At 73.6% G+C, this 13444-nt stretch carries 12 protein-coding genes and 2 pseudogenes; 3 read left to right on the top strand and 11 right to left on the bottom strand.

Annotated elements, in window-relative coordinates:
- Nucleotides 1–129: 129 nt before the first annotated feature.
- From ABTW87_RS29410 to ABTW87_RS29380, 7 genes and pseudogenes are all read right to left on the bottom strand, one after another.
- Nucleotides 130–1200, bottom strand: a complete 1071-nt coding sequence (locus ABTW87_RS29410; RefSeq protein ID WP_350654598.1) for an ABC transporter ATP-binding protein — start codon at nucleotides 1198–1200, stop codon at nucleotides 130–132.
- Nucleotides 1197–2030: an ABC transporter permease gene (locus tag ABTW87_RS29405; RefSeq protein WP_350654596.1), complete on the bottom strand. Its 834-nt coding sequence runs from the start codon at nucleotides 2028–2030 to the stop codon at nucleotides 1197–1199. The genes ABTW87_RS29410 and ABTW87_RS29405 overlap by 4 nt, the downstream gene beginning before the upstream one ends.
- Nucleotides 2027–2883, bottom strand: a pseudogene (locus ABTW87_RS29400) (ABC transporter permease). The gene ABTW87_RS29405 and the pseudogene ABTW87_RS29400 overlap by 4 nt, the downstream one beginning before the upstream one ends.
- Nucleotides 2880–4091 carry an ABC transporter substrate-binding protein gene (locus tag ABTW87_RS29395; protein WP_350654620.1) on the bottom strand — a complete coding sequence of 404 codons (1212 nt, stop codon included), beginning with the start codon at nucleotides 4089–4091 and terminating at the stop codon, nucleotides 2880–2882. The pseudogene ABTW87_RS29400 and the gene ABTW87_RS29395 overlap by 4 nt, the downstream one beginning before the upstream one ends.
- Before the next feature lie 20 nt (nucleotides 4092–4111).
- Entirely contained in the window at nucleotides 4112–4732 is a 621-nt protein-coding gene (locus ABTW87_RS29390) for a CDP-alcohol phosphatidyltransferase family protein (RefSeq protein ID WP_350654594.1), read from the bottom strand.
- Nucleotides 4729–5457: a TVP38/TMEM64 family protein gene (locus ABTW87_RS29385; RefSeq protein WP_350654593.1), complete on the bottom strand. Its 729-nt coding sequence runs from the start codon at nucleotides 5455–5457 to the stop codon at nucleotides 4729–4731. Before ABTW87_RS29385 ends, ABTW87_RS29390 begins: the two co-directional genes overlap by 4 nt.
- Nucleotides 5454–6902 (bottom strand): dihydrolipoyl dehydrogenase family protein, encoded by a 1449-nt coding sequence (locus ABTW87_RS29380; RefSeq protein ID WP_350654619.1) that lies wholly within the window; start codon nucleotides 6900–6902, stop codon nucleotides 5454–5456. Before ABTW87_RS29380 ends, ABTW87_RS29385 begins: the two co-directional genes overlap by 4 nt.
- A gap of 212 nt (nucleotides 6903–7114) precedes the next feature.
- Here ABTW87_RS29380 and ABTW87_RS29375 point away from each other — a divergent pair, with 212 nt between their 5' ends.
- Together ABTW87_RS29375 and ABTW87_RS29370 are read left to right on the top strand one after the other, a co-directional pair.
- Nucleotides 7115–8602, top strand: a complete 1488-nt coding sequence (locus tag ABTW87_RS29375; RefSeq protein ID WP_350654591.1) for a radical SAM protein — start codon at nucleotides 7115–7117, stop codon at nucleotides 8600–8602.
- A 142-nt stretch (nucleotides 8603–8744) separates the two neighbouring features.
- Entirely contained in the window at nucleotides 8745–9320 is a 576-nt protein-coding gene (locus tag ABTW87_RS29370; protein ID WP_350654589.1) for an SRPBCC family protein, read from the top strand.
- A 44-nt stretch (nucleotides 9321–9364) separates the two neighbouring features.
- Here the strand turns inward: ABTW87_RS29370 and ABTW87_RS29365 are convergent, their stop codons facing one another.
- The 3 genes from ABTW87_RS29365 to ABTW87_RS29355 form a co-directional block, all read right to left on the bottom strand.
- Nucleotides 9365–9784: a hypothetical protein gene (locus ABTW87_RS29365; RefSeq protein ID WP_350654587.1), complete on the bottom strand. Its 420-nt coding sequence runs from the start codon at nucleotides 9782–9784 to the stop codon at nucleotides 9365–9367.
- Between the two features lie 8 nt (nucleotides 9785–9792).
- On the bottom strand, nucleotides 9793–10758 hold the full coding sequence (locus ABTW87_RS29360) for an MBL fold metallo-hydrolase (RefSeq protein WP_350654586.1): 966 nt from the start codon (nucleotides 10756–10758) through the stop codon (nucleotides 9793–9795).
- A gap of 120 nt (nucleotides 10759–10878) precedes the next feature.
- Complete coding sequence (locus tag ABTW87_RS29355) at nucleotides 10879–11748, bottom strand: serine hydrolase (protein WP_350654584.1); 870 nt, start codon at nucleotides 11746–11748, stop codon at nucleotides 10879–10881.
- Nucleotides 11749–11780: 32 nt separating this feature from the next.
- Between ABTW87_RS29355 and ABTW87_RS29350 the strand changes: the two genes are divergently transcribed.
- Nucleotides 11781–12776 carry a LysR family transcriptional regulator gene (locus ABTW87_RS29350; protein ID WP_350654582.1) on the top strand — a complete coding sequence of 332 codons (996 nt, stop codon included), beginning with the start codon at nucleotides 11781–11783 and terminating at the stop codon, nucleotides 12774–12776.
- Between the two features lie 53 nt (nucleotides 12777–12829).
- On the opposite strand, the pseudogene ABTW87_RS29345 reads toward ABTW87_RS29350, so the two are convergent.
- Nucleotides 12830–13375 (bottom strand): annotated as a pseudogene (locus ABTW87_RS29345) (SAM-dependent methyltransferase); the annotation flags it as partial.
- Nucleotides 13376–13444 lie beyond the last annotated feature (69 nt).

The following is a 13444-nucleotide window of genomic DNA, read 5'->3' as shown; positions in this document are numbered from 1 at the left end:
CCCGGGACAGGACCGCGAGGGGCCGGTAGCCGCACCTCGACGACCTGCACAGAACCTACCGTCCGGTGAGGGTAGAGTTCGCCGTTCCGTGATGATCATCACCGGTGGTGCCACCGGGAATGCCGCTACTCAGCGTTGTTGAGATGCCGGGCGTTGCTGATGCTGCGCGGCGACGACGCTCAACTGGGTCGGGGGCAGCCACAGGATCGTCTCGTCGCCGGGTCGCAGCGGTGTTGCCGGCCCGGTGGTGAGGTGCAGGGTGAGTCCTGCGCTTGTGGCCCGGACGTCGAGGTGGGTGCCGCGGTCGGTGACGGCGGTGATGGCCGCCGGGATGACGTTCACCGCATCGTGCTCAGCGACCACGATTGCCTCGGGTCGGATGAGCAGCAGGCCGGGTCCTTGGTGATTGGTGTCGAGGTGGAGGCTGCCCAGGGGGCAGTCGAAGCGGCCGGCGCGGGCGGTGCCGGGAATGGCGTTGGCAGCGCCGCCGAGGAAGCGGGCGACGGCGAGGGACGCGGGCCGGCGGAACAGCTGGGCGGGTGGGGCGTGCTGGGCGACGTGACCGTCGAGGAGGACGGCGACGTGGTCGGCGACGTCGGTGGCTTCGTCACGGTCGTGGGTGACGAACAGGGTGGTGGTGCCCTCCCGGCGGTGCAGCTCGGCGAGCAGGGCACGCATGTCGCCGCGTAGTTGCGGGTCGAGGGCGCTGAACGGTTCGTCGAGCAGCAGGACGGCGGGTCGGGCGGCCAGGGCGCGGGCGAGGGCGACGCGTTGCTGCTGGCCGCCGGAGAGTTCGGTGCTGCGCCGGTCGGCGTACGCGGGTAGGGCGACGGCGTCGAGCAGCTCGGCGACCCGGCGGCGGACGACGGCCCGGTCGGTGCGGCGCATCCGCAGGCCGAAGGCGATGTTCTCGGCGACGGTGAGGTGTGGGAAGAGCAGGGGGCGTTGGAGGACGACGCCGAGGTCGCGGCGGTGCGGGGGTTGGCGCAGGACGCTGCGGCCGGCGAGCCGGACGTCGCCGCCGGTGGGCGTGGTGAGTCCGGCGATGATCGACAGGAGGGTGGACTTGCCGCTGCCGGAGGGGCCGAGGATGGCGGTGCGGGTGCCGGCCGGAACGTGCAGTGCCACCTGCCGCAGGGTGGGTGCGGCGGCCTCGGGGTAGGTGTGGTCGAGGTTGTCGAGGATGATGTCGCTGGTCATCGGCCGACTCCGAGCAGGGCGGTGTCGCGACCGGCGAGTTGCCGGGCGGCGAGGGCGGTGAGCAGTAGGGGCGGGACGATGGCGACCAGCGCGATCGCGGCGGTGGCGGCCTGGTTGCCGCTGCCGGCGGCGGTGGCGAACAGCAGCAGCGGCACGGTGGTGACCACGCCGCCGCCGATGAGCAGGGTCAGCAGGTAGTCGCTCCAGGAAATGAGGAAGGCGAACATGGTGGCGACGGTGAGGCCGCCGCGCAACTGGGGGAGGCTGGTCTCGCGGAACGCCCGCCACGGTGTGGCGCCGAGGGTGCGGGCCTGCCGTTCCAGGGCGGGGTCGACGCCGGCCCACACTCCGGACATGAGCAGGGTGGCGTAGGCGGTGGCGGCGGGGAGTTGGGCCAGGATCACGCCGGTGACCGAGTCGGCGAGCCCGGCGCGCAGGTAGACGATCTGCGCGCCCATGGCGACGGCGAACGGTGGCACCAGCACCGGGGCGAGCAGAACCAGTTCGATCAGCCGCCGGCCGGGCAGCCGGTGCCAGGCCAGCGCCCGTCCGGCGGCTGTCCCGAGCGCGGCGGCGAGAGCGGCGACGGCGGCGCCGATGCCGATGGAGGTCGCGACGGCCTCGGTGAGGCGGGATTGCCGGCCGACGGCCTGCCGCCAGCCGGCCAGCGACCAGCGGGCCGGCCACAGGTCGGGGTAGAACCACTGGTCGGTGAAGGCCTGCACGGCCAGCGGCAGCAGCGGCCCCGCGACCCACAGGGCGGCCAGGACCAGCACCGTGGGGCGGGCCAGCACCGCACCGAGCGGCCGGCGCGGCGTCCGCGCCGTCACCGCTGCGCTCCGGCCACCCGACCGATGGCCCGCCGGCCGGCCCAGGTGTAGGCGAGCGCTGCCGTGACGGCGATGGCCGTGATGAGCAGCGCGATCGCGACCCCCTCGGCGCGCCCGGAGAGTTCGGCGGCGGTGAACCGCTGGTAGGCCAGGACCGGTAGGGGTTGCGGGTAGGCGCGGCCGAGCAGGGCGGGCACCTCGTACGCGCCGAGGGTGAACGCGAAGATCAGCACCGCCACCGCGAGGATGGAGGGGGCGATCAGCGGCAGGGTCACGTGTCGCAGCACCTGACGGGGGCTCGCACCGAGGGTGGCGGCGACCCGTTCGTGCTCGCCGACCGGCCCACCGAGGGCGGCGAGGACGACGATCAGCACGAACGGCGCCTCCTTCCACACGTACTCGATGATCACTCCGATCGCGTACGGGTCGGCGACCAGGGCGGGTGGCGCGATGCCGACGGCGTGGGCGGTGCGGGCCAGCAGGCCGGAGTCGGCCAGCAGCAGCCCGATCGCGACCGCCCCGATCAGTGCGGCACGGGCAGGCCGAGTTGGGCGAGGAAGGTGGCCGTGCGTCGCCCACCGGAGGTGCGGCGCAGGGCCAGTGCGGCGGCGACGCCGAGGACGACGGCCAGGGCGGTGGCGGCGCATGAGATCCACAGGCTCAGCAGCAGCCCGTCGGTGAACGCCGGGCCGTCGGTCACCCGCCGGTACGCGGTCAGGCCGGGGCCGGTGTCGGTGAACCCGGCCAGGCCGAGGCTCTGCGCGAGCCCGTAGCCGAGGCCGCCGCCGAAGAGCAGCACGACGGCGGCCAGCGCCGGCAGGATCAGCAGCAGCCCGGTACGGCGGTGGTTCACCGTTGCAGCACCTCGCGCCGCCAGCCGTCCTCCAGCGGGGGCAGCCAGTCCGCCCGCAGCTCGGGCTGGCTGTTGCGGGACAGCTGGTCGTAGCCGGGCACCTGCGGCGAGGTGGGCAGGGCGGTGAAGCGGTCCCGCCACTCGGCGTCGAGCTTGTCGAGGTCGACGGCCGGGTACTGGCCCCACCCGCGGGGGCGGGCCTTCTCGTACTGAAGCTCGGGGGAGAGCATCAGGTCGGCCAGGGCGAGGGCGGCGGCGCGGTTGGCGGCGTTGGCGGGTACGGCGAGGTAGTTGGTGTTGCCGATGGTGCCCTCGTCCAGTAGCAGGGTGCGGGTGGTGGCGGGGAACTGGCCGCGTTCGACCAGGCTGGTGACCTGCGCCGGGCCGTAGGTCATGGTGAAGTCGACCTGCCGGTTGGCGTACAGGTCGTTGAGTTCCTTCTCGTTGGCCGGGTACGTCTCGCCCTTGCGCCACAGGGCGGGCCGCAGGTCGCGCAGGGTCTGCCACAGGGGCGGGGTGAGCCGGTCGTAGGCGGCTTGGTCGAAGCCGTCCGGCACCCGGGCGCGTCCCCCGGCCTGGGTGTAGAGGGCGTGCCGGACGAAGACCGAGCCGGTGAAGTCCGGCGGGGCGGGGTAGGTGAACCGGCCCGGGTTGGCGCGGACCCAGTCCAGCAGCCCGGCGAGGCTGGTCGGCGGGTCGCTGACCCGGGCGGAGTCGTAGACGAACGCGAACTGGGCGCGGTTCCACGGCACCTCGCAGCCCTCGACGGGGGTGCCGAAGTCGTTGGCGACCGCCGGGTCGGCCCAGTCGACGTAGCGCATGTTCGGCAGCAGTTCGACAAGCCCGCACTGCCACAGCCCGGCCTGCTTGCCGGTGCGGAAGTTCTCCCCGTTGATCCACACCAGGTCCACCGACCCGCCCGAGGTGCGGCCGGCCTGCCGCTCGCCGAGGACCTTGTTGACCGCCAGGGCGGTGTCGGTGACCGGCACCCGGTTGATCCGCACGTCGAGCCGGTCCCGGGCGGCCGGGGCGACGACCTCGTCGATGTAGCGGTTGGCGCCGTCGTCCCCGCCGTACATGAACAGGTTCACCGTCTGCCCGCGGGCCTCGCGCTGCACCTGCGCGAAGTCGCCCGGCGCGGGGTCGGCGTCGCCCGGCTCGGCGGTGCAGGCGGCGGCGAGCAGGCCGGCGGCGGTCAGCGCCGCCAGCGCACGCCAAGGTCGTCTGTTCATCGGGGCCTCCAGGCGGGTTCGGACAGGGTACGGACGGCGTGCGCGACGCGCTGGCCGGCGGTGACCGCCACGACGGCGGCCCACCCCCAGGCGAGCTGCCCGGCGACGCCGGGCAGCAGGCAGAACAGGCTGTGCACGGCGATGGTCTCGGCGCCCTCGGCCAGCCCGCCGAGGAAGTGCAGCGACCGCTCGTCGCCGCGTTCGCGGCCCAGCCGCTCGGCGATCGACGAGTACGCCAGCAGCGCGGCCCCGTTGACGTAGTAGGTCACCAGCAGTACCAGGAACGGGGTGGCGGGCCCGTCGACGCCGACGGCGACCCCGGCGACGAACGCCCCGTACACGGTGAAGTCCGCGACGATGTCGAGGAACCCACCCAACGGCGAGGCGGTGCCGCGGCGGCGGGCCACCGGCCCGTCGAGGCCGTCGGCGAGCCGGGACACCAGCCACGCCACCAGCGCCGGCCACCACCAGCCGGCCGCCGCGGCGGCGCTCGCGGCCAGGCCCAGCGTCAGGCCGGCGGCGGTCAGCCGGCCTGGCGACACCCACGGCCGGTCGACGGCGGCGGCGAGCCGGTCGAGTGTCCCGGCCAGGACCGGGCGCAGGCGTGCGTCGATCACGGGCCGGTCCCCTCGCCGGCCGGTCGCGGGTCCGCGAGGGTTTCCCGGCGACGGGCCCGACGCGCCGCCACGGCACCGGCGAGGGTCAGCGCGGCCAGCCCGGCCACGGCGCTCAGGAACTGCGGCGAGGTGGGATCGGTCAGTGACCCGCCGACCGCGGTGTAGGCGACGATCCCGGGGGTCATGCCGATCGCCGAGCCGACCGTGTAGTCGCGCAGCCGCAGCGCGGTCACGCCGGAGCCGTAGTTGAGCAGCGCGAACGGAACCAGCGGCACGAGCCGCAGCCCGATCACCGCGACCAGGCCGCGCCGGGCCAGGAACCGGTCCAGGCGCTGCAGTCGACCGCCGAGGAGAAGCTCGACCGCCGGGCGACCCAGCAGCCGGCCGAGCAGAAACGACGCGACCGCCCCCAGGGTTGCCCCGACCAGCACCACCACCGACCCGCCGACCACCCCGAACAGCGCCCCGGCGGCGGCGGTCAGCAGCACCCCGGGCACCAGCAGCACGGTGCCCAGGGCGTATCCGGCGGTGAACAGCAGCGGCGCCCACGGCCCGGTGGCGGCGACGCGGCCGCGCAGGGTGCCCACGTCAGGGGTGCCCTGGGTGGCGAGCAGCGTCGCCGCGCCGGCCAGCAGTACCACCAGGAACACAAGCCTCGGCCACGGCGAGCCGATGAAGCGCGCCAGCCGCGACGCCGCCCGCTGGCGCGTGGATTCGTCGGTCACCGGTGCCCGCCCCGGATCGGGTGCAGGGCACGGCGCAACCCGCGGAGCGCGGCGACGGCTCGCGCCGGCAGCGGCCCGGCGAGGTCCGCGCGGACCTGGGCGAGGGTGGCGTTCCACGGCCCGTCGGCGTACGTCGGGTAGGCGTGCACGGTGCCGGCCACGTCGCGTGCCTTCGCGCCGCGGCGGATCGCGGCGGCCAGCTCGGCGATCGACTCACCGGCCCGCGGTGCGACGACGGTGGCCCCGAGCAGCCGGCCACCGGGCCCGATCACCAGGTTGGTGAAACCGTCGGTGCGGCCGTCGGTGACCGCCCGGTCGACGTGCTCGTGCGCCAGCCGCCGCGCGTGGACCCGGTCGCCGTGGCGGCGGCGGGCCTGGGCGAGGGTCGCCCCGACGTGCGCCACCTCCGGGTCGGTGAAGGTCACCCACGGTACGGCGGCGTAGTCGACGCGGCGGCGCAGCCCGAGCAGCGCGTTGGTGGCCGCGTAGCTGCCCTGCACCCCGGCCACGTGGGTGAACGGCAGGGTCCCGGTGACGTCACCGGCGGCGTAGATCCGCCGGTTGCTGGTCCGCAGCCGGTCGTCGATCACGACGTGTCCCCGCTCGTCGCAGCGCACCCCGGCGGCGGCCAGTCCCAGCCGCCGGGTGCGCGGCCGGCGGCCGGTGGCGACCAGGATCCGGTCCACCACGACGGTGTCCCCGCCGGCCAGGTGCAGTGTGCCGCCGTCGACCCGGTCGACGCTCGTTCCAATCAGCACGGTCACGCCCTCGGCGCGCAGCCGTTCGGCGATCAGGGCACTGACCTCCGGTTCCTCCTTGGCCAGCAGCCGGTCGGCCAGCTCGACGATGGTCACCTCGACGCCGAGCCGGGCGAGAGCCTGGCCCAGCTCGCAGCCGATCGGGCCGCCACCGAACACCGCCACCCGTCGGGGCAGCGCCGCCAGGTCCCACAGCGTCTCGGTGGTCAGCGGGTCGGCGTCAACCAGGCCCGGCACCTCCGGCACGGCCGGGGCGGAGCCGGTGGCGATCAGCGCCCACCGGAACCGCACCTCACGGACACCGGAATCGCCGGTCACCCGCAGGGTCGACGGGCCCGTGAACTCCGCCCGCCCGGTCACCACCTCGGCGCCGTCGGCGGCGATCGCGGCCGGGGAGTCGACCGGCTCGATCCGGGCGATCGCCGCCTTCACGTACGCCAGCACGGCGGCGTCGTCGACCCGCGGCGGGCCGGTGTGCACCCCGAAGCGGGCGGCGGTGCGGACGGTGTGCGCGGCGTGCGCGGCGGCGATCAGCGACTTGCTCGGCACACATCCGGTCCACAGGCAGTCACCTCCGGTCCGGTCGGACTCGACCAGCCCCACCCGCGCGCCGAACCGGCCGGCGGTCTTGGCCGCCACGATCCCCGCGGTGCCGCCACCGATGACCGCCAGATCCCACTCGTGCACCCGCATGCCTTCCTCGTTGTCGGCGCCACCCGTGCGGGCCGCGCCGCGTCCGGGGCCCCCGGTAGGGGCTGCCGGACCGTGCACCGGTTCAAGGACGCCCAGCGCCGGTCGGGCAATTCTGCCCCGGGACCGGCGGGAGCGGACCCGGCCGGCCGCGTGTCGCCCGTTCCGCCTGTGGACTGCATAGCCTTGAGCTGGGAGGTGAGCTGGACATGGCAGCCAACACCCTGGATGGCCACCTGCGCCGCTGGCGGCGGAGGTGGCGCCGGTGGGAACGGATCACCCGACCGGTCGATCCGGAACTCGCCGCCGCGCTGGCCCTCCGGTGGGCCGAACTGCCCGAGCGGGCCCGCACCCCGGCGCAGCTGCTCGGCCGCAACGCGGTCGGCTGCGAAGGCACCCACGGCGTCTTCCCCCGTTGCAATCTCACCTGCACCCCCTGCTACCACTCCGCCGACGCCAACAAGGTCCGCGTCGACGGCGCACACACCGTGGCCGAGGTCCGCCGCCAGATGGCCTACCTGCGGCGGGTACGCGGACCTCGTGGGCACGCCCAGCTCATCGGCGGCGAGGTCAGCCTCCTGCCGCCCGACGACCACGCCGCCGCACTGCTGGTGATGCGTGAGTACGGGCGGGAGCCGATGAGCATGACCCACGGCGACTTCGACTACGACTACCTGCGCGCCATCGCGCTCGGCCCGGACGGCCGGCCCCGGTTGCGCCGGCTGTCGTTCGCCGCGCACATCGACTCCCTCATGCGGGGCCGGCGCGACACACCCCGCCCCCGCGACGAGGCCGAACTCGCGCCGGCGCGCCGGCGTTTCGCCGCCATGTTCCGGCGGCTGCGCCGCGAGCACGGCATCCGGTCCTACCTGGCCCACAACATGACCGTCACACCGCACAACGTCGGCCAGCTCGCCGAGGTGATCCGCGAAACCCGCAGCATGGGCTACGCCATGATGTCCTTCCAGCCGGCCGCCGCAGTCGGCGACGAACGCCGCTGGAAGGAGGACTACCGGGCGCTGACCGGCGACCAGGTGTGGGCCGAGATCGAACGCGGCGCCGGTACCCGACTGCCGTGGCGGGCGCTGCAGATGGGCGACGAACGCTGCAACCGCACCGCCTTCGGCTTCTACCTCGGCGACCGTTGGCTCCCGCTGATCGACGACCGGCGTCCGATCGACCTCGCGGCCCGCGACGCGTTCCTGCGCCACCTCGGCGGCGTCAACGTCGGCGGCACCCCGCCCCGGCTGCTGGCTGCCCGCCTGCTGCGTGCCCTCGCCTCGCACCCCTCCGCGACCTGGACCGGGCTGCGCTGGGCCGCCGGACTGGCCCGCCGGGCCGGTATCCGGCTGCTCACCCACCGGATCCGCCCGATGACCTTTGTCATGCACAGCTTCATCCACGCCGACCAGGTCCGCCCCGCGTGGGCCCTGCTCGAGCAGGGCGTCCGCAGCGACGTCCCCGACATACGCGCCGTTCAGGAGCGGCTGCTCGCCTGCTCCTACGCCATGGCGCATCCCGACCGGGACCGGCTCGTTCCCGCCTGCGTGCAGCACGCCGTCCTCGACCCGGGTGCGAACGCCACGCTGCGCCGGCTGCTGCCGCTGCGGGAGGTGGCGAAAGGTCCCGTGCCGTGGAGTGACCACGACGCTGCCCCCCCGAACGCTGGGTGCCGGCGACCGGGGGACTGCGCCTGACGCCTCGGCTCGCACCCGCCGATTCTCCTGATCCGGGGGCGCCGTGGGGGACCGGGCAGTAGGTTCTACCCGTGCCAGGCGGCAGCCAGACCTCGGAATCCGGCGGTGACGGGACGACCCGCGTTGCCACCACGGTCGGATGATGCGGTCCGGGCGGCTGCGGGCGCTCCCGGTGGTGACCGCTGCGACGGTCATCGGCGTGTCTGGCTATCTGGCCCTGGTCACCGGCCGGCTCACCCTCGACGTGAACATCGGCCGGCGGGTACGCCCGCTCGGGCCGCTCGTGCTCGACATCGACGCCCCCCGCGATACGGTCTTCGACGTGATCGCCCAGCCCTACCTCGGCCGGGCCACCAGACAGCAGCGCGAGAAGATCCAGGTCCTGGAACGCGGCGACGGCCTGGTGCTAGCCGTGCACCGTACGCCGGTCGGCGGGGGCCTGGTCACCGAGACGGTCGAGACGGTCGCCTTCACCCGTCCCGACACGGTCGACTTCCGCCTCGTGCGTGGGCCTGTCCCGTACGTGCGTGAACGGTTTCGCCTCGCCGGGGACGGCGATCACACCCGCCTGACGTACACCGGCGAGATGCAGACGGACGGTTGGGCACTGGGCGCCGGGTGGGCGGCGGTCGTCGCACGGCGCTGGGAGGCGACCGTCGACGACACGCTCGCCACCGTGAAGGCCGAGGCCGAACGCCGGTTCGCCCACGGTCGTTGACGCCGGGTCCCTCGGGGATCCGCTCCGACCGGCGATCGGTCCGTTCACGCCCTGCGTGCCTTGGCTCGGCGGTCCGCGATCAGCCAGACGGCCGCAACCAGGCAGGTGGTGGTCAGCAGGAGCAGGAGCACCAGGGTCGGGTTGACCCATGCCGGCACCAGGTCGTAGGTGGCGTTGCACCTGTTGTGCAACGGAAACAGTCGTGAAGGTTCCTCCCGATGGGTGGAGCGGTAGGCACTGTCATAGGTGGTGCCGGCTGCGTGGCAGGACTCTTCCGGGTCCAGGGAGGAACCCGAGAAGGCGCCGACGAACCAGGTGCCCGCGGCAGCGACGACGCACAGCCCGGCTGTCGCGAGGAACCAGCCGGGGGTTCTCCACCGGCCGTCGACAAGCGGTCTGCCCCACAGCCACAGCACGAGTAGGCCGGGTGCGGCGACCAGGAGAGCGCAGGCGATGAGCGACATCGTTCCGGTTAGGCGAACTCGTAAGAGGTCAGGTACCGCGGTAGCAGGATCCTGGTGCGCGGTGCGGCTTCGCGTACGGCGGCGAGGAACGCGTCGAGCCGTTTCTGGTCGCCGGGCGTGATCGACGGCGGGTTGGTCAGCGGGACCTCGAAGTTGTCCCAGTGCACCGGCACGACGGTCGCCGGCCGGCCAAGTGCCGCGAGCAGGCGCGGCACGTAGGTGTGGGTGACGTCGGTGCTCGGTACGGCGATCATGGCGACGTCGGGGTTCAGGCCGGTGAGGTTGCGTTCGACGAAGTCGCTCGCGCCCATGAAGAACACTGACGGTCCGCCCTTGACGGTGACCTGGTAGGCGAGCGTGTCGCCCTCGGGGAGGTCGGCGATCGTGGCCGGCTTGTCGGGCACCGCCGTGCGGACCCCGGGGAAGGCCATCGAGTAGGCGGCGTTGCGGCTGTGCAGCGCCGCGACGACCTCGACGGTGTACTCGCCGAAGTCGAGCACCTCGCCGCCCTTGACCGGGCTGAGTCGGGAGGGCGGCAGGCCGCAGGCGAGCCCCAGGTGGTACGCGGTGAGGGTGCCGAACACGCGGGCGCCGGACTGCTGTGCGATGTGTGGTACGTCGTTGTAGTGGTCCCAATGGGTGTGGGTCACCAGGATCGCCTGCGGGGTGCCGGGATGGTCGGCGATGCGCTCGACGTCGACGGTCAGCGGGGACTCAGGGTTGAACTGCCCGTCGAACAGCCCGGTGCTGAAGCGGCTCAGGTACGGGTCGATCAGCAGCGTCTTCGCTCCGATGTCGACCCGCCACCCGGAGGTGCCGAGCCAGCGGAAGGTGGCCGGCGCGTGCCGTGGTGGGCGGCGGCGGGGAGCGGCGGTCGCGGTGGACGGCATCACGGTCGTGCCGGCCACGGCGCCCAGGGCGGCGCCGGCGGTGGTGCCCAGGAGACGGCGGCGACTCAGTGGTGATTCGGTCATGACGGGCAGCCAACCATCGCGCCGCGCGCGGCGTCCAAGACCATCCGGCGCCGGCACCGATACGCGTTCGCGTATCGACCCAGCAGAGCGGCTCACCACCAACGGCGGCCGAGATGTCGATCACGTTCTCCGGAGCGTGTCGACGGCCGCTCGGGCCGCCTCGCCCATCGCCAGGTCAACGTCGATCCGGCGGGTGGCCAGCCGCTGGGTCTGCGCGAAGACCGCGACCGCGTAGCGGCCGCCGTCGGGGTACTCCACCACCCCGGCCTCGATGTGCAGCCCGGGCAGCGTGCCGGTCTTGGCGGCCACCCGGACCTCGGGCGGGAAGCCGGAGGGCAGCCGGGTCCAGAACAGTTGCCGCGCCATCAGCTCACGCACCATCGCGCAGGCGGCGGGCGGGCCCGCCTCGTCCCGCCAGATCAGGGTCAGCAGCCGGGTGATCTCCCGCGGGGTGCTGGAGGTGGTGTGGCCGGGGTCGAAGACCCGCATGGCCCGTATCCGCTCCTCGGGCAGCGCGGCGAAAGCGCGGGCGAACTCGGTCGCGTCCCGCGCGCCGACGTCGTCGAACATCGACTCCAGCAACTGTCGGGGGCCGCCGACAACCCGGGTGCGGGTGAGCCCCAACTCGCCTGCGAGCAGCGGGAGAAGGTCCGAGCCGACCCGGCGTAAGAGCAGGTCGGCCGCTGTGTTGTCACTGACCGACATGGCGAAGTACGCCAGGTCGCGCAGGGACAGCTCCACATCGTCGGCGCATCCGGCGGTGCCCCAGCCGCCCAGCCGGTCCTCAGCGCGCACCAGCACCCGTTCGGTGGGGTCGAGCTGCCCGGCCGCGGCCTGTCGGGCGAACTCCAGCACCAGGAGGATCTTGAACACGGACGCGATCACGACCTGCTCGTCCGCGCGCATCCCGACCTCGCCGCCGCTGTCGATGTCAATCGCGTGCAGGCGCGCGTCGACGCCCACCTTGCCGAAGATGTCCCCCGCCAGCACGGCCGCCACCCTAGTACGCCTATCGTCAGGGCGTGGATCTCTTCCGGCACCTGCGCTACTTCGTGGTGTTGGCGGAAGAGCTGCACTTCGGCCGGGCCGCCGAGCTGCTGGGCATCGCGCAACCCCCGCTGAGCCAGTCGATACAGCGGCTGGAACGGGAGCTGGGCGTCGAGCTGATCGACCGGTCCCGCCGCCAGGTCGACCTCACCCCCGCCGGCCGGCTGCTGCTCGACGAGGCGCGCGCCCTGCTCGTCGGCGAGGAACGGATGCGCACCGTGATGCGGATGGCGCGCGACGGCAGGCTGGGCACGCTGCGCGCCGGCGTGCCGCCGGAGACACCCGCGGTGACCCTCCAGGCCCTGCTGCGGCGCCTCGCCGACCGGATACCCGGCCTCGACGTCGACCTGCAGGAGCTGGCCACCGGCGAGCAGCTGCGGATGCTCGCCGACGCCCGGCTCGACGTCGGGTTGGTCCAGCACCCGGTCGATGCCCCCGACCTGCGATTCGGGCCGACCGCACAGGTACGGCTCGGCGTGGTCCTGCCGCGCGCCTCGCCGCTGGCCGTGGCAACCGCGCTCGCCCTCGCCGACCTCGCCGGTCACGACCTCCTCCTGCCCCCGCGCCCCACCGCACCGGGTTGGCACGACCACGTCCTGGACGTGTGCCGCCGCCACGGCTACACACCGGCGCGGATCCGGCACGCCCGCAACCCCGAGTTCCTCCTCGGCCTGGTGCTCGCCGGCCACGGCGTCGCATTCGAACCGGAGAACGCCGCCCGACGCGAACCGCGCGTGGTCTGGCGTCCCCTGACCGATCACCCACTGCACAGGACGACCTCCGCGGCGTGGCCGGCGCAGTCACCGCACCCCGCGGCCGAGCGGTTCGCCGAGATCGCCGTCGAGACGCTTGACGAGGCGGCGCCACCGCCGATGACCGTCCCCGCGCCGGACGCGGCACGCCCCTGGAGCGTCGTGTACGCCGCCCGCACGGCCGGCACCCGCCAACGAACGACCGCTGCCCCCGCCTGATCCGGTAGTCGGTGCTGATGCTGCTGGCAGGAGGCGAGCGATCAGCGCTTGCGGTAGCTGCCGGCTGGTAGCGGTGCCAGCAGTTCGCGGGTGATCGATCGGGCCGTCTCGTAGTCGGGCACGTGGCCCATGACGCCGCTGAGGATGAGTCCGATCGGCTGCTGAAGGTCGAGCGTCTTACCGGCCTCGGCGACGACCGCGGCGGAATCGCGCAGGTCGGCGTCGAGGTAGGCGGTCCTGCCCTCGGGCGTGCCGACCAGCAGGGCGCGGGCGTGCACCAGCACCAGTGGGTCGTTGTCGACGTAGACGATCCGGGCGTCCGGCGCGATCCGCTGTGCCACCTCGTGGGTGTTGTCGGCCGTCGGCAGCCCCGTGCCGACGTCGAGGAACTGGCGCACTCCCGACTCGCCGGCGAGAAACTTGATCGTGCGGACGAGGAACTGCCGGGAGGCGCGGGCGACGTCGACGACGCCGGGGAAGACCTCGCGGTACTGGTCGCCTGCCGCACGGTCGACGGCGAAGTTGTCCTTGCCGCCGAGCCAGTAGTTCCAGATCCGCGCCGAATGCGGTACCCAACGCCGTTGCGTTAGGGCTGTGATCGGCGGGTCAACCCCTGCTGGATAGTGGGAACGGGACTCCTGGTAGATCAACTTGTGTCGAGCAAGAAG

Source organism: Micromonospora sp. NPDC126480, from assembly GCF_040302465.1.
Taxonomy (GTDB): domain Bacteria; phylum Actinomycetota; class Actinomycetes; order Mycobacteriales; family Micromonosporaceae; genus Micromonospora.
This window is presented reverse-complemented; position numbering and strand designations above follow the sequence as displayed.